The sequence below is a fragment of the Simplicispira lacusdiani genome (assembly GCF_003604195.1).
Lineage (GTDB): Bacteria > Pseudomonadota > Gammaproteobacteria > Burkholderiales > Burkholderiaceae_C > Simplicispira > Simplicispira lacusdiani.
In genome coordinates this window covers 178586-197996 of the sequence record NZ_QXGR01000005.1, presented here as the reverse complement: position 1 = coordinate 197996, position 19411 = coordinate 178586, and the positions used below count along the sequence as shown (strand labels likewise).

Annotated in this window: 19 protein-coding genes, 1 tRNA gene and 1 other RNA gene; 12 read left to right on the top strand and 9 right to left on the bottom strand. The window is 67.9% G+C overall.

Translation table 11 applies throughout. The features are described 5' to 3' along the window. Window positions 1-24: 24 nt before the first annotated feature. The 4 genes from D8S75_RS08805 to D8S75_RS08790 all read left to right on the top strand — a co-directional run bounded on the left by D8S75_RS08805 (window position 25) and on the right by D8S75_RS08790 (window position 3051). Complete coding sequence (locus D8S75_RS08805; protein ID WP_198673176.1) at window positions 25-546, top strand: hypothetical protein; 522 nt, start codon at window positions 25-27, stop codon at window positions 544-546. Window positions 547-782: 236 nt separating this feature from the next. Continuing rightward, window positions 783-1013 carry a hypothetical protein gene (locus tag D8S75_RS08800; protein ID WP_119965924.1) on the top strand — a complete coding sequence of 77 codons (231 nt, stop codon included), beginning with the start codon at window positions 783-785 and terminating at the stop codon, window positions 1011-1013. Window positions 1014-1299: 286 nt separating this feature from the next. Next, window positions 1300-1743 carry a LexA family protein gene (locus D8S75_RS08795; protein ID WP_119965923.1) on the top strand — a complete coding sequence of 148 codons (444 nt, stop codon included), beginning with the start codon at window positions 1300-1302 and terminating at the stop codon, window positions 1741-1743. A 3-nt stretch (window positions 1744-1746) separates the two neighbouring features. Further along, complete coding sequence (locus D8S75_RS08790; RefSeq protein ID WP_119965921.1) at window positions 1747-3051, top strand: Y-family DNA polymerase; 1305 nt, start codon at window positions 1747-1749, stop codon at window positions 3049-3051. 87 nt (window positions 3052-3138) lie between these two features. Here the strand turns inward: D8S75_RS08790 and D8S75_RS08785 are convergent. From D8S75_RS08785 to D8S75_RS08765, 5 genes are all read right to left on the bottom strand, one after another. Continuing rightward, window positions 3139-3214 (bottom strand) — tRNA-Thr (locus D8S75_RS08785). A gap of 15 nt (window positions 3215-3229) precedes the next feature. Then, entirely contained in the window at window positions 3230-4237 is a 1008-nt protein-coding gene (locus tag D8S75_RS08780) for a class 1 fructose-bisphosphatase (protein ID WP_119965919.1), read from the bottom strand. Between the two features lie 11 nt (window positions 4238-4248). Further along, window positions 4249-6975 carry an aminopeptidase N gene (pepN, locus tag D8S75_RS08775; protein ID WP_119965918.1) on the bottom strand — a complete coding sequence of 909 codons (2727 nt, stop codon included), beginning with the start codon at window positions 6973-6975 and terminating at the stop codon, window positions 4249-4251. Window positions 6976-6984: 9 nt separating this feature from the next. Next, a protein-coding gene (gene prfB, locus D8S75_RS08770) for a peptide chain release factor 2 (RefSeq protein WP_119966108.1) occupies window positions 6985-8089 on the bottom strand; the annotation gives its coding sequence in 2 pieces (ribosomal slippage) (window positions 6985-8007 and window positions 8009-8089; 1104 coding nt in all). A 158-nt stretch (window positions 8090-8247) separates the two neighbouring features. Continuing rightward, on the bottom strand, window positions 8248-9168 hold the full coding sequence (locus D8S75_RS08765) for an alpha/beta fold hydrolase (protein ID WP_119965916.1): 921 nt from the start codon (window positions 9166-9168) through the stop codon (window positions 8248-8250). Window positions 9169-9306: 138 nt separating this feature from the next. Here D8S75_RS08765 and D8S75_RS08760 point away from each other — a divergent pair, with 138 nt between their 5' ends. The 3 genes from D8S75_RS08760 (at window position 9307) to plsY (ending at window position 11726) form a co-directional block, all read left to right on the top strand. Continuing rightward, window positions 9307-10368, top strand: coding sequence for an aldo/keto reductase (locus tag D8S75_RS08760; RefSeq protein ID WP_119965914.1), 1062 nt, complete (start codon window positions 9307-9309; stop codon window positions 10366-10368). A 71-nt stretch (window positions 10369-10439) separates the two neighbouring features. Then, window positions 10440-10946: a Cys-tRNA(Pro) deacylase gene (gene ybaK / locus D8S75_RS08755; RefSeq protein WP_119965913.1), complete on the top strand. Its 507-nt coding sequence runs from the start codon at window positions 10440-10442 to the stop codon at window positions 10944-10946. A 90-nt stretch (window positions 10947-11036) separates the two neighbouring features. Further along, a complete protein-coding gene (gene plsY / locus D8S75_RS08750; RefSeq protein ID WP_119965911.1) occupies window positions 11037-11726 on the top strand; it encodes a glycerol-3-phosphate 1-O-acyltransferase PlsY in 690 nt (229 codons plus the stop codon). Between the two features lie 13 nt (window positions 11727-11739). Here the strand turns inward: plsY and mepK are convergent, their stop codons facing one another. The 4 genes from mepK to D8S75_RS08730 form a co-directional block, all read right to left on the bottom strand. Next, window positions 11740-12297, bottom strand: coding sequence for a peptidoglycan L,D-endopeptidase MepK (gene mepK, locus D8S75_RS08745; RefSeq protein WP_119965909.1), 558 nt, complete (start codon window positions 12295-12297; stop codon window positions 11740-11742). 9 nt (window positions 12298-12306) lie between these two features. Beyond that, complete coding sequence (locus D8S75_RS08740) at window positions 12307-13875, bottom strand: L,D-transpeptidase family protein (protein WP_119966107.1); 1569 nt, start codon at window positions 13873-13875, stop codon at window positions 12307-12309. Between the two features lie 57 nt (window positions 13876-13932). Further along, window positions 13933-14029: signal recognition particle sRNA small type (gene ffs / locus D8S75_RS08735), an RNA gene on the bottom strand. 60 nt (window positions 14030-14089) lie between these two features. Next, window positions 14090-14647: a cytochrome b gene (locus tag D8S75_RS08730; RefSeq protein WP_119965908.1), complete on the bottom strand. Its 558-nt coding sequence runs from the start codon at window positions 14645-14647 to the stop codon at window positions 14090-14092. Window positions 14648-14747: 100 nt separating this feature from the next. Here D8S75_RS08730 and dnaX point away from each other — a divergent pair, with 100 nt between their 5' ends. From dnaX to D8S75_RS08705, 5 genes are all read left to right on the top strand, one after another. After that, entirely contained in the window at window positions 14748-16625 is a 1878-nt protein-coding gene (gene dnaX, locus D8S75_RS08725; protein WP_119965906.1) for a DNA polymerase III subunit gamma/tau, read from the top strand. A gap of 24 nt (window positions 16626-16649) precedes the next feature. Continuing rightward, window positions 16650-16982 carry a YbaB/EbfC family nucleoid-associated protein gene (locus D8S75_RS08720; protein ID WP_119965904.1) on the top strand — a complete coding sequence of 111 codons (333 nt, stop codon included), beginning with the start codon at window positions 16650-16652 and terminating at the stop codon, window positions 16980-16982. A 42-nt stretch (window positions 16983-17024) separates the two neighbouring features. Further along, complete coding sequence (recR, locus tag D8S75_RS08715; RefSeq protein ID WP_119965903.1) at window positions 17025-17615, top strand: recombination mediator RecR; 591 nt, start codon at window positions 17025-17027, stop codon at window positions 17613-17615. A gap of 68 nt (window positions 17616-17683) precedes the next feature. Then, window positions 17684-18106, top strand: a complete 423-nt coding sequence (locus D8S75_RS08710) for an MAPEG family protein (RefSeq protein ID WP_198673170.1) — start codon at window positions 17684-17686, stop codon at window positions 18104-18106. A gap of 128 nt (window positions 18107-18234) precedes the next feature. After that, on the top strand, window positions 18235-19269 hold the full coding sequence (locus D8S75_RS08705; protein ID WP_232828986.1) for an ABC transporter substrate-binding protein: 1035 nt from the start codon (window positions 18235-18237) through the stop codon (window positions 19267-19269). The last annotated feature ends 142 nt before the right edge of the window (window positions 19270-19411 follow it).

Sequence of the window (19411 nt, the reverse complement as noted above, 5' to 3'; positions counted from 1 at the left end):
TCCAGGGAGGGACCGATGTCCACCATGCGCCCCGATTCCGATCCGTCCGAAGGTGCCATGGCGCCTTTGCCCGAAGGCCGTTTCAGTGGTCGCGAGGCCTTCCAGCAGTTGGTGCGCGATGCCCTGGCCACGGCTGCTCGCGAAGGCTGGCGGGAGATCGTGCTCAGCGATGCCGATTTTCACGATTGGCCCCTGGGCGAGCGGGCCGTGGTGGAGTCGCTGCAGGCGTGGGCGCACAGTGGCCGGCGCCTCACCATGCTGGCCGGCTCCTACAACGAGGTCATCCGGCGCCACGCGCGCCTGGTGCGCTGGCGCGGCACCTGGGACCATATCCTGACCTGCCGCGTCAGCCCGGCAGCTGATCCGCTCGACATTCCCAGTGTCCTCTGGTCGCCGGGCTGGGTGCTGCAGCGGCTGGACCCAGAGCGCTGCACCGGCGTGACGGGCGGTGAACCCGAGCGCCGTGTACTGTTGCGCGAAACCCTCAATGAGTGGTTGCGCAGCAAGAGTACTCCCGGATTCCCCTCGACCACGCTGGGGCTTTGAGGGGAAAGTCAGACAAGCGACAGACTGCGGTCAGCTTGGTGTCAGTTGTGCGCAACATCGCATGGTTTGACTCCGCGCTTGGTGTTATTCAGTATTGACGAATAACCAATATAATCCTTGGCTGAGTTGAAAACGTGCTCCACCGGAGCACTCTCTGCCAGAGCGGAGCCGGGCTGCAAGAGGCTGGACGTTGTGGCATTTTTTGTTTTTTTGACCGTCCTCAAGGAAAACCTGAAATGAACAAGTCTCTCGTCATCGCTTCCCTCATCGCTGCTGCTGCCCTGGCCGCCTGTGGCAAGAAGGAAGAGCCGGCACCTGCTCCCGCCCCCGCTCCCGCAGCAGCTCCCGCTCCTGCCGCTGAGCCCGCAGCCCCCGCAGCTCCTGCTTCTGAAGCTGCCGCCGCCGCTACCGATGCCGCTTCCGCTGCTGCTGCAGCTCCCGCTGCCGACGCTTCCGCCGCCAAGTAAGCACACTGTCCGCCAAGCAGGGCCGCGAGGCCCGTGCTTGCAGGCAGCCAGCCCCGTCCTTCTCTGGCCGGGGCTTTTTTTTTGTCTGCCGCAGGCTCGGCATGGCAGCAAACCGCCACGCTCGTCGTTGCCCACCTTGCCCAGGCCGCCAGCACGGGCTCCGGCGGACGTCTGGATCGTGGCGGTTTGTTGCCTTGCGCACCCCATGAAAAGATCGGTAACAGGTTCGAAGGGATCTTTCACCGTGATGGCATCTTCGATATACTGTAAAAAATCACAGTATTTTATGCGACCTATCCTGCCCGATCTTTCCGCTCCGGTGCCTTCCAGCCTGGCGGGCGCGACGCTCCAGATGCTGGATGCACGGGTGCCAGCGGGGTTTCCGTCCGCGGCGGAAGACCACATGGTGCGGCGTTGCGATCTGATGGACTTGCTGGGCGCACACCCGCAATCGACCTTCTTCATGCGGGTCCGGGGGGACTCGATGACGGGGGCGGGCATCCACGACAACGACATCATCTCGGTGGACCGGGCACTGGAGCCCCGGCACGGCAGCATCGTGGTGGCCATCGTGGACAGCGAATTCACCTGCAAGAGATTGTCTTTGCGCGGTGGACGGGCGCATCTGGTGGCCGCGCATCCAGCCTACCCCGACATCCATCCCGGCGAGGGCCAGGCCCTTGAAGTCTGGGGTGTGGTCACGGCCGCGCTCACGTTGTTTCCTTGCTGAGCCATGTATGCGCTGATCGATGGCAACAACTTCTATGTGAGCTGCGAGCGTGTCTTCAACCCCCGCCTGCGCGGCCGGCCCGTGGTGGTGCTGAGCAACAACGATGGCTGTGCCATCGCGCGGTCCAACGAGGCCAAGGCCCTGGGTATCCGCATGGGGGCCCCCTGGTACCAGATCAGGCATCTGGAGCAGGAAGCGGGGCTGCTGGCGCTGAGTGCCAATTTCGCCCTCTACGGCGACATGTCCGACCGCATGATGGCCCTGGCCGCCGGCCTGGGTCACCACCAGGAGGTCTATTCCATCGATGAGTGCTTCGTGGATCTCTCCGGCATCCGGGGTGATCTGGAAGACCGCAGCCGCAGGATGCGTCATCGTCTTCTGCAATGGGTCGGTCTGCCGACATGCATCGGTATTGGTCCCACCAGAACGCTGGCCAAGCTGGCCAACCATATCGCCAAGGCCGCCGAGCGCAAGCCCGGCAGCTATCCCGGCTCGCATGCCCAGATTTGCCATCTGGGCGCGGTTGCGCCGCAGGCGCGGGAAAGCCTGTTGGCCGCTACCGCCGTGAACGATGTTTGGGGTGTGGGCTGGCGCCTGGCGCCCCAGTTGCATGCGGCGGGTATCCATAGCGCGCTGGACCTGTGCCGGCTCGATCCGGCCCTGGCGCGCCGCCGCTGGTCCGTGGCATTGGAGCACACGGTCCAGGAACTGCGGGGCATCGCCTGTGCTGGCCTGGAGCACGAAGCGCAGGCGCGGCGTGAAATTGCCTGTACCCGCAGTTTTGGCGGGCCGGTCACGGAGTTAAGTGATCTTCAGGAAGCGGTGACGGATTTCACCAGCCGCGCCGCTGAAAAGCTCAGGCGCCAGGGGAGCCGGGCGGGTCGTTTGATGGTCTTCATCCGTACCAGCCCTTTCCGCCGTCAGGAGGGGCAGTATTCCGGCTCCGTGGTGGTTCCCCTGCGGCAGCGCACGGACGACAGTGCAGCCATGGCGCGCGCCGTGCACGACGGGTTGCGGGCCATCTATCGGCCGGGGTTTCGCTATGCCCGTGCGGGCGTGGTGCTGTTCGATCTGGCGCAAGCGGATGGAGTGCAGCATGAGCTGGCCTTGGAGGTGGCGCCCCCATCGGAGCGCCGCTCCCGGTTGATGCAAGTCATCGACGGTGTCAACCGCCGCCATGGGCGCGACACCCTTCAGTTGGCTGGTGCTGGCCTGGCAGGCGATGGGAGGGCCTGGGCGATGCGGCAGGAGCGCCGGTCGCCCGGGTACACGACCCAGTGGCAGGATTTGCTGGAGGCCAAGGCGTGAATTGCTGGATTGGCTGCGCCATGGCACGCTAAAACATTCGGAGCCAAAGAAAAAAGCCCTGACTCTTGCGAGTCAGGGCTTTCCATTTGGTGCCGGAGAGATGAATCGAACACCCGACCTTCTCATTACGAATGAGCTGCTCTACCGACTGAGCTACACCGGCTACGTAAGATTTAAATTATAGCGTGGAATGGTAGCTTGTCACGCGCTCAACCTCATTTTTTGAGCCCAGGATCACGCTCACACGCTCGTGCAGGAGTCCTGGCTGGATGTCGAGGATGCGCTGGCGGCCATTGGTGGCGGCGCCGCCGGCTTGTTCGATGAGCCAGCCCATGGGGTTGGCTTCGTACAGCAGGCGCAGCTTGCCGGGCTTGTTGGGCTCGCGCTTGTCCCAGGGGTACATGAAGATGCCGCCGCGCGACATGATGCGGTGCACGTCGGCCACCATGCTGGCGATCCAGCGCATGTTGAAGTCCTTGCCGCGCGGGCCTTCCTTGCCCTGCAGGCATTCGTCGATGTAGCGCTTCACGGGCTCGTCCCAGTGGCGCATGTTGCTCATGTTGATGGCGAATTCCTTGGTGTCCTCGGGAATGCGCACGTTTTCCTGCGTCAGCACGAACGAGCCCTGCTCGCGGTCGAGCGTGAACATGGCCACGCCGTCGCCCACGGTGAGCACCAGCGTGGTTTGCGGGCCGTAGACGCAGTAGCCCGCGGCCACCTGGTGGCTGCCGGGCTGGAGAAAGTCGGTCTCCTCGACGCCACGGTCACCCTCGGGCTTCTTGAGCACGCTGAAGATGGTGCCGATGCTCACGTTCACGTCGATGTTGGACGAGCCGTCCAGGGGATCGAACAGCAGCAGGTATTCACCCTTGGGGTAGCGGTTGGGCACGACGTAGATGCCGTCCATTTCCTCGCTGGCCATGGCGGCCAGGTGGCCGCCCCATTCGTTGGCCTCGATCAGCACCTCGTTGGCGATGATGTCGAGCTTCTTCTGCATCTCGCCCTGCACGTTCTCGCTCTCGGCGCTGCCGAGCACGCCGCCCAGGGCACCCTTGTTGACGGCCTGGCTGATGCTCTTGCAGGCGCGTGCCACCACTTCGAGCAGCAGGCGCAGCTCGGACGGGATATGGCCCGCCACGCGCTGCTGTTCCACCAGGTAGCGGGTCAGGCTGATTCGTTTTGCCATGCTTGTTCTCCTTATTCGTCGGCCAGTGCGCGGGTGACGACCTCGCGCACATCGTTGCTCAGGCCCTCGCGGGCGGCCACGCGGGCGATGGCCTCGCGGGCGGCGGTGCGCCAGGGTTCGGCGAGTTTCTTCCAGCGGTCCATGGCGCGCGCCAGGCGCGCGGCCACCTGCGGGTTGATGGCGTCGAGCTCGATGACGCGCTCGCTCCAGAACACGTAGCCGGCCGCGTCCTGGCGGTGGAAGGCGCCGGGGTTGGCGCTGCAGTAGCTGAAGATGACGCTGCGCGCGCGGTTCGGGTTCTTCAGGCTGAAGTCCGGGTGCTGCATGAGCTGGCGCACGATGGGCAGCACGTTGCCGCCCCGGTCGGGGCTGCCCGCCTGCAGCGCGAACCACTTGTCGATGACCAGCGGCTCATCCTTGAAGAGCTGGTGGAAGCGCGCCAGCGCGGGCGCAGCCAGGGCATGGCCGCTGCCCACGAGGGCGCTGAGCGCGTTGAAGCGGTCGGTCATGTTGCCCGCATCCTTGAAGCGCTGCAGCGTCTTGCCCGGCCAGACGGTATCGCCGGTTTGCTGTGCCGCCAGGCACAGCATCGACAGCGCCATGCCCGCCAGCGCCCGGCGCCCGGCCGAGGCGGCGTCAGGGCGGTAGGCACCCGTGTGCTGGTGCTGCTCGTAGGCCCATTGCCAGTCGGTCTGCAGGGCCAGGGCGAGCTGCAGGCGCATGGCCTCGCGCACGGCGTGCACGCGCTGCGGGTCCACCACGGCGAGCTGTTCGGCGATGTAGGTCTCGGACGGCAGCGCGAGCGCCAGTTCCTTGAAGGCGGGATCGAGTTCGGGGTGGCGCAGCACGCCGCGCATGGCTTCGATGAAGCTGGCGGGCAGAATGTTTTGGCTTATTTGGCCGTTTACGCCCGCCTGGATTGCGCTGTCAGCTATGGTATTGATAGCGATGCGCAGGGCCAGGCGCTGGCCGGCCTCCCAGCGGTTGAAGGCGTCGCTGTCGTGCGCCAGCAGGGTCCGCAGGTCGTCGTCGCTGTAATCGCAGTCCAGCACCACGGGCGCGCTGAAACCGCGCAGCAGCGAGGGCACGGGGGCGCTGTCCACATTCACGAACGTGAGCTGCAGGCTGGTCTCGGCCAGCACCACGGTGCGCGTGGCGGCGCCAGGGGCGGTCTCGCCGTCGAGCTGCAGGGGCAGGGCGCGGCCGTCCTGCGCGAGCAGGCCCAGCTCCACGGGGATGACGAAGGGCGCCTTGGTGGGCTGCCCCGGAGTGGGCGCGCAGCTTTGCGCCAGGGTGAGGGTATAGCGGCGCTCGGCGGCGTCGTACTGGCCCGTGGCGCGCACATGCGGCGTGCCGGCCTGGCTGTACCAGCGCTTGAACGGGTCCAGCCGCTGGGCCAGTTCGGAGCCCGGGTTGGCATCCGCGATGGCCTGGGCGAAGTCGTCGCAGGTCACGGCCTGGCCGTCGTGGCGCTCGAAATAGAGCTTCATGCCCCGGGCGAAACCGTCACGGCTCACCAGGGTGTGCATCATGCGCACGACCTCGGCACCCTTTTCGTAGATGGTGACGGTGTAGAAGTTGTTGATCTCGATGTAGCTGTCGGGCCGCACCGGGTGGGCCATGGGGCCGGCGTCCTCGGGGAACTGGGCGGTGCGCAGCACGCGCACGTCCTCGATGCGCTTGACGGCGCGCGCCGAGGGGCTGCCCGCCAGGTCCATGCTGAATTCCTGATCACGGAAGACGGTCAGGCCCTCCTTCAGGCTGAGCTGGAACCAGTCGCGGCAGGTGACGCGGTTGCCCGTCCAGTTGTGGAAGTACTCGTGGCCGACCACGCTCTCGATGTTGGCGAAGTCCACATCGGTGGCGGTGGATTCGCTGGCCAGAACGTACTTCGTGTTGAAGATGTTCAGGCCCTTGTTCTCCATGGCGCCCATGTTGAAGTCGCTGGTGGCGACGATCATGAAGCGCTCCAGATCCAGCGGCAGGCCGAAGCGTGCCTCGTCCCAGGCCACGCTGGCCATGAGCGAGTTCATGGCGTGCTCGGTCTTGCCCAGGTCGCCGGGGCGCACATGCACCTCCAGCAAGTGCTCCTTGCCCGAACGCGAGACGATGCGCTGCTGGCGCGCCACCAGCTTGCCCGCTACCAGGGCGAACAGGTAGCTCGGCTTCTTGTGCGGGTCGACCCATTTGGCGAAGTGGCGGCCGCCTTCGAGCTCGCCCTGTTCGACCAGGTTGCCGTTGGACAGCAGCACCGGATACTGAGCCTTGTCGGCGCGCAGCAGCACGGTGTAGCTGGCCATGACATCGGGCCGGTCGAGGAAGTAGGTGATGCGCCGGAAGCCCTCGGCCTCGCACTGCGTGAAGAAGGTGCCCTGGCTCACGTACAGGCCCATGAGCTGCGTGTTCTTGGCGGGCGCGCAGGTGGTGAAGATCTCCAGGTCGAAGGCTTCCGTGCCTTCGGGCAGGTTCTCCAGCACGAGCTGATCGCCGTCCATCTTGAACGAGGTGCCCGCGCCGTTGACCAGCACGCGCGAGAGGTTCAGCTCCTCGCCGTGCAGGCGCAGCGGCTGCGCGGGCACCGCGGGGTTGCGGCGCACGCGCATCTTGTTGAGCACGCGGGTCTTGGCGGGGTCCAGGTCGAAGGCCAGGTCCACGGTGTCGATCCACCAGGCCGGGGCCTGGTAGTCGGCGCGGTGGATGGCGGTGGCCGGAGCCTGCGCGTCACGCATTGAGGGCATGGGTTTTCCTTATACGCCTTGCTTGAGCGAGGCTTCGATGAACGCGTCGAGGTCGCCGTCCAGCACTTTCTGCGTGGCGGAGATTTCGACGTTGGTGCGCAGGTCCTTGATGCGGCTGTTGTCCAGCACGTAGCTGCGGATCTGGTGGCCCCAGCCCACGTCGGTCTTGGTGTCTTCCAGTTTCTGCTGCTCTTCCATGCGCTTGCGCATCTCGAAGTCGTAGAGCTTGGAGCGCAGGCGCTGCCAGGCCACGTCGCGGTTGCTGTGCTGGCTGCGGCCGTCCTGGCACTGCACCACGATACCGGTGGGCATGTGCGTCAGGCGCACGGCCGAGTCGGTCTTGTTGATGTGCTGGCCGCCCGCGCCGGAAGCGCGGTAGGTGTCGGTGCGCACGTCGGACGGGTTGATGTTGATCTCGATCGAGTCGTCGATCTCGGGGTAGACGAACAGCGAAGCAAAGCTGGTGTGGCGGCCGCCCGAGCTGTCGAAGGGCGACTTGCGCACCAGGCGGTGCACGCCGGTTTCGGTGCGCAGCAGGCCATAGGCGTACTCGCCTTCGATGTGGATCGTGGCGCTCTTGATGCCGGCCACGTCGCCCGGTGTTTCTTCTTCCACCGTCGCCTTGAAGCCCTTGCGCTCGGCGTACTTGAGGTACTGGCGCAGCAGCATGCTGGCCCAGTCGCAGGCCTCGGTGCCACCGGCGCCGGCCTGGATGTCCACAAAGCAATTGAGCGGGTCGGCCTCGTTGCTGAACATGCGGCGGAATTCCAGCTCTTCCACCATGGGGCGCAGCTTGCCGGTCTCGGCCTCGATGGTCTGGAGGCCGGCCTCGTCGCCTTCCTCCTTGCTCATCTCGTACAGCTCGGCGTTGTCGGCCAGCTCATGCGTGAGCTTGTCGAGCGTGAGCACGACGGCGTTGAGCGACTTCTGTTCCTTGCCCAGTTCCTGGGCCTTCTTCGGATCGTTCCAGACCGAAGGGTCTTCCAGCGAGGCGTTTACCGTGCGCAGGCGTTCGAATTTGGCATCGAAGTCAAAGATACCTCCGTAACTCGGCCGTGCGCGTGGCCAAGTCCTGGAGGGTGTTGCCGATCTGGTTGATGCGTTCTGCTTCCATGGTGTGCAATCCTGAATTGTTCTGACAAATAACCCGCGATTTTCTCATGCGCCGCGCCGCGCCGCATTTTGGATGGCGCGGGCCAGGCAGGGCGGGGCAATGGATTCAGAAAAGATAGCGCATGGCGCAGGATGAACGGGCCTTGCAGCCTGTTTTCTTCATGGACCGAGAAACGCCTCGATCAGCGCGGCCACGGCCTGCGGCTGGTCGTGGTGCAGCATGTGGCCCGCGTCCGCCACCTGCGCCGTGCGGCAGTCGGGCACGCTGCGCAGACGGGCGTGGTATTCGTCGAGCGTGTAGCGGCCCTTCCACCACAGCCCGAGGCTGTCGTCGCTGGCCTCCACGGCCAGCGTGGGCGCGGTGATGGCGGCGTAGAGCGCCAGCACCTCGTCCACGCGGAACAGCTGCGCATTGACGATCTTGTGCGCGGCATCCCCCAGGATCTCCCACTGGCCCTGCGCGTTGGGGCGGGCCCAGTGCTGGGCCAGCCAGCCGGCCTTGTCCTGCGAGAGGCGCGGGTTGGTCTTCATCAGCCGCCGGGCCACGCCGTCCACGCTGTCGTAGGTCTTGAGGGCCATCTCGCCGCGTTGCAGGGCCTTGAGTTCGTCCATCCACTGGGCATAGCGCCCGGGGGCCTTGGCCGGCTTGCTGGCGGGCATGCCGAAACCTTCGAGGTTGACGAGGCGGCGGACGCGCTCGGGCCGTGCGCCGGCATAGAACATGACCACGTTGCCGCCCATGCTGTGGCCCACCAGGTCCACCGGCATGCCGGGCGCGTAGTGGTCGAGCAACTGGTCGAGGTCGGCCAGGTAGTCGGGGAAGAAGTAGTGGTCCGTGGGCACGGGCGGCGCCGTGAGGCCAAAGCCCCGCCAGTCGGGCGCGATGATGCGGCGCCCGCGCAGGAAGTCTTCGCCGAAGGCATCGACGACGAACTGGTACGACGCGCCCACGTCCATCCAGCCATGCACCAGCACCAGCGGCGGCAGGGCGGAGGTCTCCGGGCCCCACAGGCGCACGTGGTAGTTCAACTGGCGGATGGCAACGAATTCGCTGCGCGAGGTCTGGCGGGCTTGGTACATGGGGCAATATTACCAAGCGACCGCTTGGCTTGTGTCAATCGCGGGACATGTCCGCTGCCGGCCCTGGTCAAAGCGCGGGAGACAGCGCGGCGCGCCCAGGCCCCGTAAACTGGTCCGCGCCCTTTTCACGGAGAACGCATGAACACCATCCCCCTCGGCCAGAGCGATCTGCAGGTTTCCCCCATCTGCCTGGGCACCATGACCTTCGGCGAACAGGTGGCCGAGCCGGACGCCTTCGCCATCCTCGACCGCGCGCTGGAGCGCGGCGTGAACTTCCTCGACACGGCCGAGATGTACGCCGTGCCCGCGCGCGCCGAGACCTATGGCGCCACCGAAACCATCCTCGGCCATTGGTTTGCGCGGAACCCCGGCCGGCGGCAGAAGGTGGTGTTGGCCACCAAGGTGGCCGGTCCGTCGCGCGGCATGCCCTGGATCCGCGAGGGCAAGGGCATGACGGCGGCCGACATCGTGGCCTCGTGCGAGGGCAGCCTGCGCCGCTTGCAGACCGACGTGATCGACCTCTACCAGATCCACTGGCCCGAGCGTCACGTGCCCGCCTTCGGTACGCGCTACTACGACCCGGCCAAGGAGGTGTCGCAGACGCCCATCCACGAGCAGCTCGACGCGCTGGCGGGCTTGGTCAAGGCGGGCAAGGTGCGCGCCATCGGCCTGTCGAACGAGACGCCCTACGGCGTGCACGAATTCGTGCGCCTGGCCGAGCAGCACGGCCTGCCGCGCGTGGCCTCGGTGCAGAACCCGTACTGCCTGCTCAACCGCACCTACGAGAACGCGCTCGATGAAACCTGCCACCGCCTCGGCGTGTCGCTGCTGGCCTATTCGCCGCTGGCCTTTGGCCTGCTGACGGGCAAGTTCGACCAGAGCGGCACCACCGGCGCGGATGCGCCGCAGGGCGCGCGCATGGCGCGCTACGAATCGGTGCGCAAGCAGCGCTGGGGCCGGCCCGAGGCGTTGGCCGCCGCGCGCCGCTACAACCAGCTCGCGCGCGAGCACGGCCTCACGCCCACGCAGATGGCGCTGGCTTTTTGCTACACCAAGTGGCAGGTGGCCAGCACCATCATCGGCGTGACCTCGCTGGCGCAGCTCGACGAAGACCTGGACGCCTGGGGCACGCCGCTTGCGCCCGAGCTGCTGGCACGGATCGACGCCATCCGCTGGGAGCTGGGCGACCCGGCCTTGTGACAGTTTTGAGGCAAAATCCGCCCATAGCGCTTGCTGGTAAAGCGCTATAAGCTATCAAAATAATAGTAAAAATGGCCAAGAAAGAAGGCAAGACCGCGCATGTGAGCGAAACCCCCGCCACGCAGATGCTCAAGGCGCACCAGGTGGAGTTCACCGGCCACCCCTACGAGTACGTGGAGCACGGCGGCACGGCAGAATCCGCGCGCCAGCTCGGGCTGGACGAGCACCAGGTGGTCAAGACCCTGGTGATGCAGGACCAGGACGCCAAGCCGCTCATCGTGCTCATGCACGGCGACCGCAAGGTCTCGACCAAGAACCTGGCGCGCCAGATCGGCGCCAAGTCGGTCGAGCCCTGCACGCCCGAGGTGGCCCATCGCCACAGCGGCTACCTGGTGGGCGGCACCTCGCCGTTCGGCACGCGGCGCGACATGCCGGTCTATATCGAGGAAAGCATCCTGGCCTTGCCGCGCATCGCCATCAACGGCGGGCGCCGGGGCTACCTGGTGCAGATCGACCCGCGGGCCTGCGTGCGCCTGCTGGGCGCCCAGCCCGTGCAGTGCGCGCTGCTGCAGGAATAGCCGGGCTGGCAGAATGGGCGCCGCGCCACCAGCGGCGCCATCCCCGTGCCGCGTCCGCGCGGCGCACCGCAGTATTCAGGAGAGTGTTTCGTGCCCGTCGTCTATTCCGTCCTCGCCGTGCTGGCGTCCTACCTGCTGGGCTCGTTGTCGTTCGCCGTCATCGTCTCCAGCGCCATGGGCCTGAACGACCCGCGCACCTACGGCAGCAAGAACCCGGGCGCCACCAACGTGCTGCGCTCGGGCAGCAAGGCGGCGGCCGTGGTCACGCTGCTGCTCGATGCCGTCAAGGGCTGGGTGCCCGTGGTGTTGGTGCGCTGGTTCGGCGAGCCCTACGGCCTGGGCGAGGGCACCGTGGCGCTGGCGGGGCTGGCGGCCTTCCTGGGCCACCTGTGGCCGGTGTTCTTCCGTTTCGTGGGCGGCAAAGGCGTGGCCACCGCGCTGGGCGTGCTCGTGGGCATCAGCGGCTGGCTGGGGCTGGTGGTGGCGCTGGTCTGGCTGCTGGTGGCGGCGGTGTCGCGCTACTCGTCGCTGGCTTCGCTGTCGGCGGCGGTGTCGGCTCCGGTCATTTATGTGCTGGCCGCCGGGCCGCTCTGGTATTCCGAGCGTGCCATCGTCGCGGCCATCGTGGTGATGTCTGCGCTGCTGATCTGGCGCCACAAGGAGAACATCACCCGCCTCATCCAGGGCAAGGAATCGCGCCTGGGCAGCAAGGGCAAGAATCAAAGCGCGCCCGCCGACGCGGCGCACCCCGCGCCGCACAAGAAGCACAAGCGCCACTGAACCGCGCCCGCGCCTACCAGTGGCGCACGCGGCCCGTGTCGATGTGCACGAACTGCTCGCGCGGATAGAAACCCACCCCGCCCCGGCGCAGCGACCGCGCGGCATCGCGCAGGTCGGCCAGGGGCACGCCAGGCAGGCGCACATCGAGCGCCTTGCCGTCCATGTGCAGGCTGTGCCGGGCCACGCCGCCCTCGCGCGCGCCGCGCAGCATGGCGTTGGTGGCGGGGCTGCGGTAGCCGGAAATCACCTGGAAGGGCTGGCGCGCGCCCAGCTCCTGCCGTACCTGGTGCAGCAGGTGGAACAGTTGCGGGTCCATCTGGCCCACCTCGCCGCTGTAGTGGTCGCGCAGGAAGTGGTTGAGGCTGCCCAGCGCTGGCGTGAGGAAGTCATCGCCCAGGGCATACACCAGCGCGATCTGCTCACGGGTGTGGGTGTGCTCCAGCGCCAGGCTGCGCGCGCCGGCCACGGCCGCCAGCGAGGGCGTGGCCTGCTTCAGGACGGAGCCGGCCACGAGCCACTGGGTGCATTGGCTCAGGAAGCGGCGGCGGTAGGGTGGGGGCGTGGCGGACATGGGTTGGGGTCATTGTGCCTGGCGCGGGGCTTGCCGGGCCAAGGCGTTGCGGCGCAGGGCCTGCTCAAGCCGCAGGTCGAGACCATAGAGGTCGGCAAAGAAGTGCGGCCGTCCGTCCTTGACGACGGTGGTGCTGTAGGCCAGCACCACGGGCACGGGCCGTGGCAGGCGCACGGTGTGCGACTGGCCCCGGCCCATGGCCTCGCGGATGCGTTCGGGCGTCCAGGCAGGGTCGTCCTGCAACACGAAGCGGGCCAGCGCCACGGGGTCCTCCACGCGGATGCAGCCATGGCTGAAATCGCGCCGCTCGCGCGCGAAGAGCTGGGGGCTGGGCGTGTGGTGCAGGTAGATGTTGTCGTGGTTCGGGAACACGAACTTGATGTCGCCCAGCGCATTGCGCGGGCCGGGCCGCTGGCGCAGGCGCATCTGGCCGCTCAGCACGGCGTTCAGGTGTTCGTCGGAGAGGGTGGCGGCGGCCTGGCCGCTGCCATCGACGAATTCAAAGCCCTGCTGCGTGAAATAGGCGCTGTCGCGGCGCAGGCGGGGCACGGTTTCCTCGCGCGCGATCGACGGCGGCACATTCCAATAGGGGCTGAATTCGATGAAACGCATGGGTTCGTCGAACAGCGGCGTGTGGGTTTTCAGGGACTTGCCGACGATCACCTTCATCGACAGCGACACGGCGGGCGACCCATCGCGCACCTCGTAGGCGCGCAGCACGAACTCGGGCAGGTTGACCGCGACCATGCGTGGGGCCTGCTGCAGCGGCGTCCAGCGAAGGTGCTCCATGGCCAGCGTGATCTGCCGCGCGCGCTGGGCCGGCGCCACTTCCAGCTGCGCCAGCGTGCCCTTGCCTACCACGCCATCGGCCGCCAGCGCGTGGCGCTGCTGGAAGGCCTTGACGCCGCCTTGCAGCACCTCGTCGTAGACCGGCGCGGGCTGGGTGCCTTCGGGCAGGTCACTCAGCGCCACGAGCCGCTGGGTGAGCTGTGGCAGGCCGGCCCAGGCCTGACCGGGTTCGAGTTTGCGGTTGTTGGGCAGCGGGGGCAGGGGCGCCGCCCAGGCTGGGTGGTCGGCCAGCGCGCGGTACTGGGCCAGCGCCGTGCGCAGGCTGGCATAGAGCGGCACGCGCGGCGCGGCCGCGCGCAGTGCGTCGGCCAGGCGCGGAGCGGCCAGCGCGGCCTGGAGGGCGGCATCGGGGTCGAAGGGTTGGGGCGGGCTGGCCGTGAAGTCCGCCTGGATCTGGCGCGGATCGACGCGGCCTGTGTGCAGGTCGGCCAGGTAGCGGTGCAGGGCGGTGGTCAGCGCGGCATCGAGCCGCGCGGACTGGGCGCCGTCCAGGGCCGGCCCCTGGGCCGCGGCGGCCACGGCCCGTGCCAGCGGCATGGCGTCGTAATCCTGGGGCCGCAGGCCTTCGGCTTCGGCATCGGCCAGCACTTCGGTGGCCTGCCATGCCGCAGGCGTGGGACGCCCGGCATCGACGAAGGCGCCGGCCAGGGCGGCCTGGCACAGCCAGGAAAGCCACAGTGCCGCGAGCCAGCGGGGCGGGTGGGCGATGGGAGTGGGGGAGGAACGCATGGTGCGGGGAGCGCGTTCGTCGTGGGGGGCGCCGCCGAAGGCCGCGCGAAAGAAGAAGTTGACGAGCCTTACCCCCGGCACTGGCTCCACAGTTAGGGCTGCTTGGTTCCCCACCTGACCCGGTTGGCCGCTTCACCATGCGGGGAGGCCCGTCAATTCGTATTGTAAGCGATGCGATCCCGCGCCGTGGCGTGGCGTCGTGCGATAGGGCGCCTCAGCGGCTACCGGGCAGCATGCGGCGCAGTGTGTTGTCGCGCACCAGGTGGTGGTGCACCAGGGCCGCCGCCGCATGCAGGCCGACGAGCGCGTAGCCTGCCGTGGCCAGGGCTTCGTGCATGTCCTTGAGCCGGTGCGAGGTTTCCTTGCTTTCGGTGATCAATTGCGGCAATTCCAGGCCCCAGAGCAGGGGCACGGGTTTGCCCTTGGCGCTGAGCGCCAGCCAGCCGAGCAGGGGCAGGCCGATCATCAGCACATAGAGCGCGCCGTGCACCAGGTGGCCCAGCCGCGCCTGCCAGGCGGGCGGCGCGGGCAGGATGGGCGGCGTGGACGACAGGGAGCGCGCCAGCAGGCGCACCCAGACCAGGGCAAAGACCGACAGGCCGAGCATGAAGTGCGCGGTCTTGAGCAGATCGCGCAGGGCGCTGCCCTTGGGGTAGAGCCCCTTCATCTCGATCGTGGCCACCGTGGCAGCGAGCAGCACGGCCATGAGCCAGTGCAGGGCGATGGATGCGCCGGCGTAGCGCGCGGCAGGGGTGGTGGCGGGTGTGGGCATGGAATCCTCCAGAACGGTTGGGCCCCATGGTGGCGGCCCTTTCTGAAGCCCCGCTTATGCGGACCGTGGGCCTATCGACATCCACATAGAATCGCTCCCCATGTCCTATCTCGTGCTGGCCCGCAAATACCGCCCCCGCAACTTCACCGAAATGGTGGGGCAGGAGCATGTGGTGCAGGCCCTCACCAATGCGCTGACGCAGCAGCGGCTGCACCATGCCTACCTGTTCACGGGCACGCGCGGCGTGGGCAAGACCACGGTCTCGCGCATTCTGGCCAAGTCGCTCAACTGCCAGGGGGCCGACGGGCAGGGCGGCATCACCGCCACGCCCTGCGGCGTGTGCCCGGCCTGTCAGGACATCGACAGCGGGCGTTTCCCCGACTACACCGAGCTCGACGCCGCCTCCAACCGGGGCGTGGACGAGGTGCAGGGCCTGCTGGAGCAGGCGGTCTACAAGCCGGTGCAGGGGCGCTTCAAGGTCTTCATGATCGACGAAGTGCACATGCTCACGAACACGGCGTTCAACGCCATGCTCAAGACGCTGGAAGAACCCCCCGAATACCTCAAGTTCGTGCTCGCCACGACCGATCCGCAGAAGGTGCCGGTCACCGTGCTCTCGCGCTGCCTGCAGTTCAACCTGCGGCCCATGGCGCCCGAAACGGTGCTGGAACACCTCGCCCAGGTGCTGGCCACCGAGAACGTGGCCGCCGAACCCCCGGCGCTGCGCCTGCTGGCGCGCGCCGCGCGCGGCTCCATGCGCGACGCGCTGTCGCTCACCGACCAGGCCATCGCTTTCGGCAGCGGCCGCATCGAGGAGGCCGCCGTGCGCCAGATGCTCGGCAGCGTGGACCGCACCTATGTGTTCCGCCTCATCGACGCGCTGGCGAACAACGACGGCCGCACCGTGGTCGAGACCGTGGACGTGCTGCGCCTCAACGGCCTCTCCGCCGCCTCCACGCTGGAGGACATGTCGGCCGTGCTGCAGCGCATGGCCGTGCTGCAGGCCGTGCCCGGCATGGGTGGCGACGCCAGCGACCCCGACGCGACCGAAACCGCGCGCCTGGCATCGCGGATGCCGCCAGACGAAACCCAGCTGCTCTACAGCCTGTGTTTGCACGGGCGCGGCGAGCTGGGCCTGGCACCCGATGAATACGCGGCGCTCACCATGGTGCTGCTGCGCCTGCTGGCCTTCAAGCCCGACAGCGGCACGGCGGAAAAAAAAACACTGACGCGGCCTGAAACGCCCGCGGCGGCACTGCCAGCGGTGCCTGCCGCAGCACCGGCCGTGGCGCCTGCCGGGTTTGGTGCATTTGAAGAAAAAACGGCTCCAGCGCCCGCCGATATTGCGCCAGAAGCTACTGAATCGATAGCAATCGAGACGGTTTCGCACGACGCCACGCCCCTGGCGCGCCCCACGCAGGCGCTGCCCGTTCGCACGTCCGAAGGCCTGGCCGCCGCCGTTCCCATGCCCCCCCGTGCCGAGCCGCCCCCGGCGGTGGTGGCCATCCCCGTGCGCCAGTCGCCCGAGCCCGGCGCGCGCCTGCAGCCGCAGGCCCCCGATGCCGGCCGCGCGGCGGCGGCGCGTTTCACGCCCACCGAAGAGGGCGAGGTGTGGCATGCCGCCGTGCGCCAGCTTATCGCCAGCGAGGCCATCACCGCCCTGGTGCGCGAGCTGGCGCTGCAGTCGCAGCTGGTGGCGCGCGACGGCGAGCACTGGCTGCTGCGCGTGGAGCGCGAATCGCTTAACCAGGCCAGCACGCGCGAGCGCCTGCGCGGCGCGCTGGCGGCCGCCGGCCTCGCGCAGCAGATCAGCGTGGAGCTGGGCGTGGTCATCGACAGCCCGGCGCGCCGCAACGCCGCCATCGAGAATGCCCGCCAGCAGCGGGCGCAGGACATCGTCATGAACGACCCGTTCGTGCAGACCATGGTGCGCGAGTTCGACGCCCGCGTCGTGCCCGGCAGCATCAAACCCCTCTGACTCTTCCAACGAAAGGTATCTCCCATGTTCAACAAAGGACAACTCGCCGGCCTCATGAAGCAGGCCCAGGCCATGCAGGACAACCTCAAGAAAGCCCAGGATGAACTCGCGAACGTCGAGGTCGAGGGCGAATCCGGCGCTGGCCTGGTGAAGGTCGTCATGACCTGCAAGCATGACGTCAAGCGCGTCACCATCGACCCCAGCCTGCTGGCCGACGACAAGGACATGCTTGAAGACCTGGTGGCCGCCGCCTTCAACGCCGCCGTGCGCAAGGCCGAGGAGACCTCGGCGGAGAAGATGGGCAAGATCACCGCCGGCATGCCGGGCCTCCCGGGTGGCATGAAGTTTCCCTTCTGACCGTCCCTGAGAGCAGGGCTTGCAGGCTGAAATCCAGTTCCGATGTCCACCACCAATTCCCTTGACGCGCTGATCCAGGCCCTGCGGCGGCTGCCGGGGGTGGGGGTGAAGTCGGCGGCGCGCATGGCGTTCCATCTGCTGCAGCACGACCGCGCCGGCGCGCAGGTGCTGTCGCAGGCGCTGGCGCAGGCGGCGGACCAGGTGCACCACTGCGCACGCTGCCACACCTTCACCGAGGCGGAGGTGTGCGACACCTGCCTGGACCCCGCGCGCGACGCCACGCGGCTGTGCGTGGTGGAGACGCCGGCCGACCAGGCGGCGCTGGAGCGCACGGGTGCCTTCAGCGGGCTGTACTTCGTGCTCATGGGGCGGCTCTCGCCGCTCGACGGCGTGGGGCCGCGTGACATCGGTGTGCACAAGCTCCTGCAGCGCGCCACCGATGGCACGGTGCAGGAGGTCATCCTGGCCACCAACTTCACGGCCGAGGGAGAGACCACGGCCCATGTGATCGGCGAGGCGCTCAAGGCGCGCGGCCTGCAGGTCACGCGCCTCGCGCGCGGCGTGCCCGTGGGCAGCGAACTGGAATACGTGGACCTGGGCACCATCGCCCATGCGCTCGCGGACCGGCGCTGATATTGCTATTCATTCAATAGCTTGAGGCGCTTTAAGATAGGGCGCTGAAAGCCTATTTCATTGAAACCATGAATGCCCCTCACATGGCCCATTTCACCGTTGCCTACTGGTGTGTTTTCGTCGCGGCGCTGCTGCCCCTGCTGTGCGCCGTCATCGCCAAGCGCGGCGGCGTGGGCAAGCGGCGGTCCGAGGGCGGCTACGACAACCACGACCCGCGCGCCTGGCTGGCGCGTCAGTCAGGCGCCGCCGCGCGCGCCAACGCGGCGCAGGCCAACAGCTTCGAGGCGCTGCCATTCTTCATCGGCGCGGTGGTCATCGCGCACCAGCTCGGCGCGGGGCAGACGGCGCTGGACCTGCTGGCGCTGCTCTACGTGATGCTGCGGCTGTTCTACATCATGATGTACGTCTCCGACATGCCCATGGCGCGCAGCCTGGTGTGGGGCGCGGCGTTCCTGGTCAACATCGGCATTTTCTTCATCGGCTACCGCTGACCTTCCGATGGGCGAGGCCCCTGTTGTGGGGGCGTCTGGTAAGTAGAAACCCGCTCGGGCCATCCCTGATGCGTTTCGAGGGTGCCTGCGGCAGAATTGCTGCGGCGCACAACGCCTCATCCTCCACCGTGTCCCCTCTGATTTCCCGCCGCCGCGCCCTGGGCGCGCTCTCCGCCATGGCCGGGCTGCTGCCCGTGCTGCCTGCGCGCGCCATCGCGCGTGTCACGGTGGCGGTGGGCGGCCGGTCGGCCTATGCGTTCCGGCACCTGCCGCTGACCTTGGCCGCAGAACTGGGTTTCTTCCGCCTTGAAGGGCTGTACATCACCTGGCTGGAGTTCGCCAGCGACGCGCTGGCGCTGCAGGCCGTGCAGGACGGACTGGCCGACATGGGCGCCGTGGGCTACGAGGCCACGCTGCGTCCGCTGGAGGGCCGCCCGGCGGTGCGCTCGGTGGTGCTGCAGGGGCGTGCACCGCAGCTGGCGCTGGGCGTGTCGGCGCGCGCGCTGCCGCACTACCGCTCGATGGATGATCTGCGGCGCCGCAAGATCGGCATCTGCGAATTCGGCTCGCTTTCGCACGCCCTGGCCCGCATGGCGCTGGCGCAGGCCGGCCTGCGTGCCGACGAGGTGGCCTTCGTGGCCGTGGGTGACGGCGCGCGCGCGCTGTCGGCCCTGCGTTCGGGCCAGGTGCATGCACTGAGCCATGCCGACCCGGTGATGGCGCGGCTGGAGCAGAAGGGCGAGGTGCGCGTCATCAGCGACGCGCGCAACCTGGCCGGGGCCCAGGCGCTGTTCGGTGGCCAGATGCCCGGCGGCTGCCTCGTGGTCGCGCCGCAGTTCCTGCAGCGCCAGCCCGGCGACGTTCAGGCCCTGGTCAACGGCGTGGTGCACGCGCTCAAGTGGCTGCAGACGGCGGCACCCGCCGACATCGTGCGGGCCGTGCCGGCCGAGGACCTGATGGGTGACCGGGGGCTGTACCTGGCGGCCCTGGCCCGTGTGCGCGAGGCCATCTCACCCGACGGCCTGATGCCCGACGGCGGCCCGGAAACAGCCTTGCGCGCCCTGGCCTCGCTCGACCCCGGCATCGCGGCGCGGCGCCTCGATCTGGCGCGCACCTACACCCAGGAATTCGCGCGCAAGGCCAAGCAGAAATTCAGCGCGTGAAGCGGTGACAACCCCCTGAACGGCCACGCCGCTCCCCCCTTTTTTCCGGCACCGCTGCACGATGCATGGAAGGGGCGCTTGCTCAGCGCGGCGGCTCTGGCCTGGGGGCTCCATTCTCATCGACCCTGCGTGGTCGCCGGGT

Excerpts from the sequence above, each read along its gene's own strand:
- ybaK (WP_119965913.1), top strand. The coding sequence starts at position 10,440 with ATGGCCAAGAAAGAAGGCAAGACCGCGCATGTGAGCGAAACCCCCGCC.
- D8S75_RS08710 (WP_198673170.1), top strand. The coding sequence starts at position 17,684 with ATGAATGCCCCTCACATGGCCCATTTCACCGTTGCCTACTGGTGTGTT.
- pepN (WP_119965918.1), bottom strand. The coding sequence starts at position 6,975 with ATGCCCTCAATGCGTGACGCGCAGGCTCCGGCCACCGCCATCCACCGC.
- mepK (WP_119965909.1), bottom strand. The coding sequence starts at position 12,297 with ATGTCCGCCACGCCCCCACCCTACCGCCGCCGCTTCCTGAGCCAATGC.
- D8S75_RS08730 (WP_119965908.1), bottom strand. The coding sequence starts at position 14,647 with ATGCCCACACCCGCCACCACCCCTGCCGCGCGCTACGCCGGCGCATCC.
- D8S75_RS08720 (WP_119965904.1), top strand. The coding sequence starts at position 16,650 with ATGTTCAACAAAGGACAACTCGCCGGCCTCATGAAGCAGGCCCAGGCC.
- D8S75_RS08740 (WP_119966107.1), bottom strand. The coding sequence starts at position 13,875 with ATGCGTTCCTCCCCCACTCCCATCGCCCACCCGCCCCGCTGGCTCGCG.
- D8S75_RS08760 (WP_119965914.1), top strand. The coding sequence starts at position 9,307 with ATGAACACCATCCCCCTCGGCCAGAGCGATCTGCAGGTTTCCCCCATC.
- D8S75_RS08795 (WP_119965923.1), top strand. The coding sequence starts at position 1,300 with ATGCGACCTATCCTGCCCGATCTTTCCGCTCCGGTGCCTTCCAGCCTG.
- D8S75_RS08805 (WP_198673176.1), top strand. The coding sequence starts at position 25 with ATGCGCCCCGATTCCGATCCGTCCGAAGGTGCCATGGCGCCTTTGCCC.
- D8S75_RS08780 (WP_119965919.1), bottom strand. The coding sequence starts at position 4,237 with ATGGCAAAACGAATCAGCCTGACCCGCTACCTGGTGGAACAGCAGCGC.
- D8S75_RS08800 (WP_119965924.1), top strand. The coding sequence starts at position 783 with ATGAACAAGTCTCTCGTCATCGCTTCCCTCATCGCTGCTGCTGCCCTG.
- dnaX (WP_119965906.1), top strand. The coding sequence starts at position 14,748 with ATGTCCTATCTCGTGCTGGCCCGCAAATACCGCCCCCGCAACTTCACC.
- D8S75_RS08765 (WP_119965916.1), bottom strand. The coding sequence starts at position 9,168 with ATGTACCAAGCCCGCCAGACCTCGCGCAGCGAATTCGTTGCCATCCGC.
- D8S75_RS08790 (WP_119965921.1), top strand. The coding sequence starts at position 1,747 with ATGTATGCGCTGATCGATGGCAACAACTTCTATGTGAGCTGCGAGCGT.
- recR (WP_119965903.1), top strand. The coding sequence starts at position 17,025 with ATGTCCACCACCAATTCCCTTGACGCGCTGATCCAGGCCCTGCGGCGG.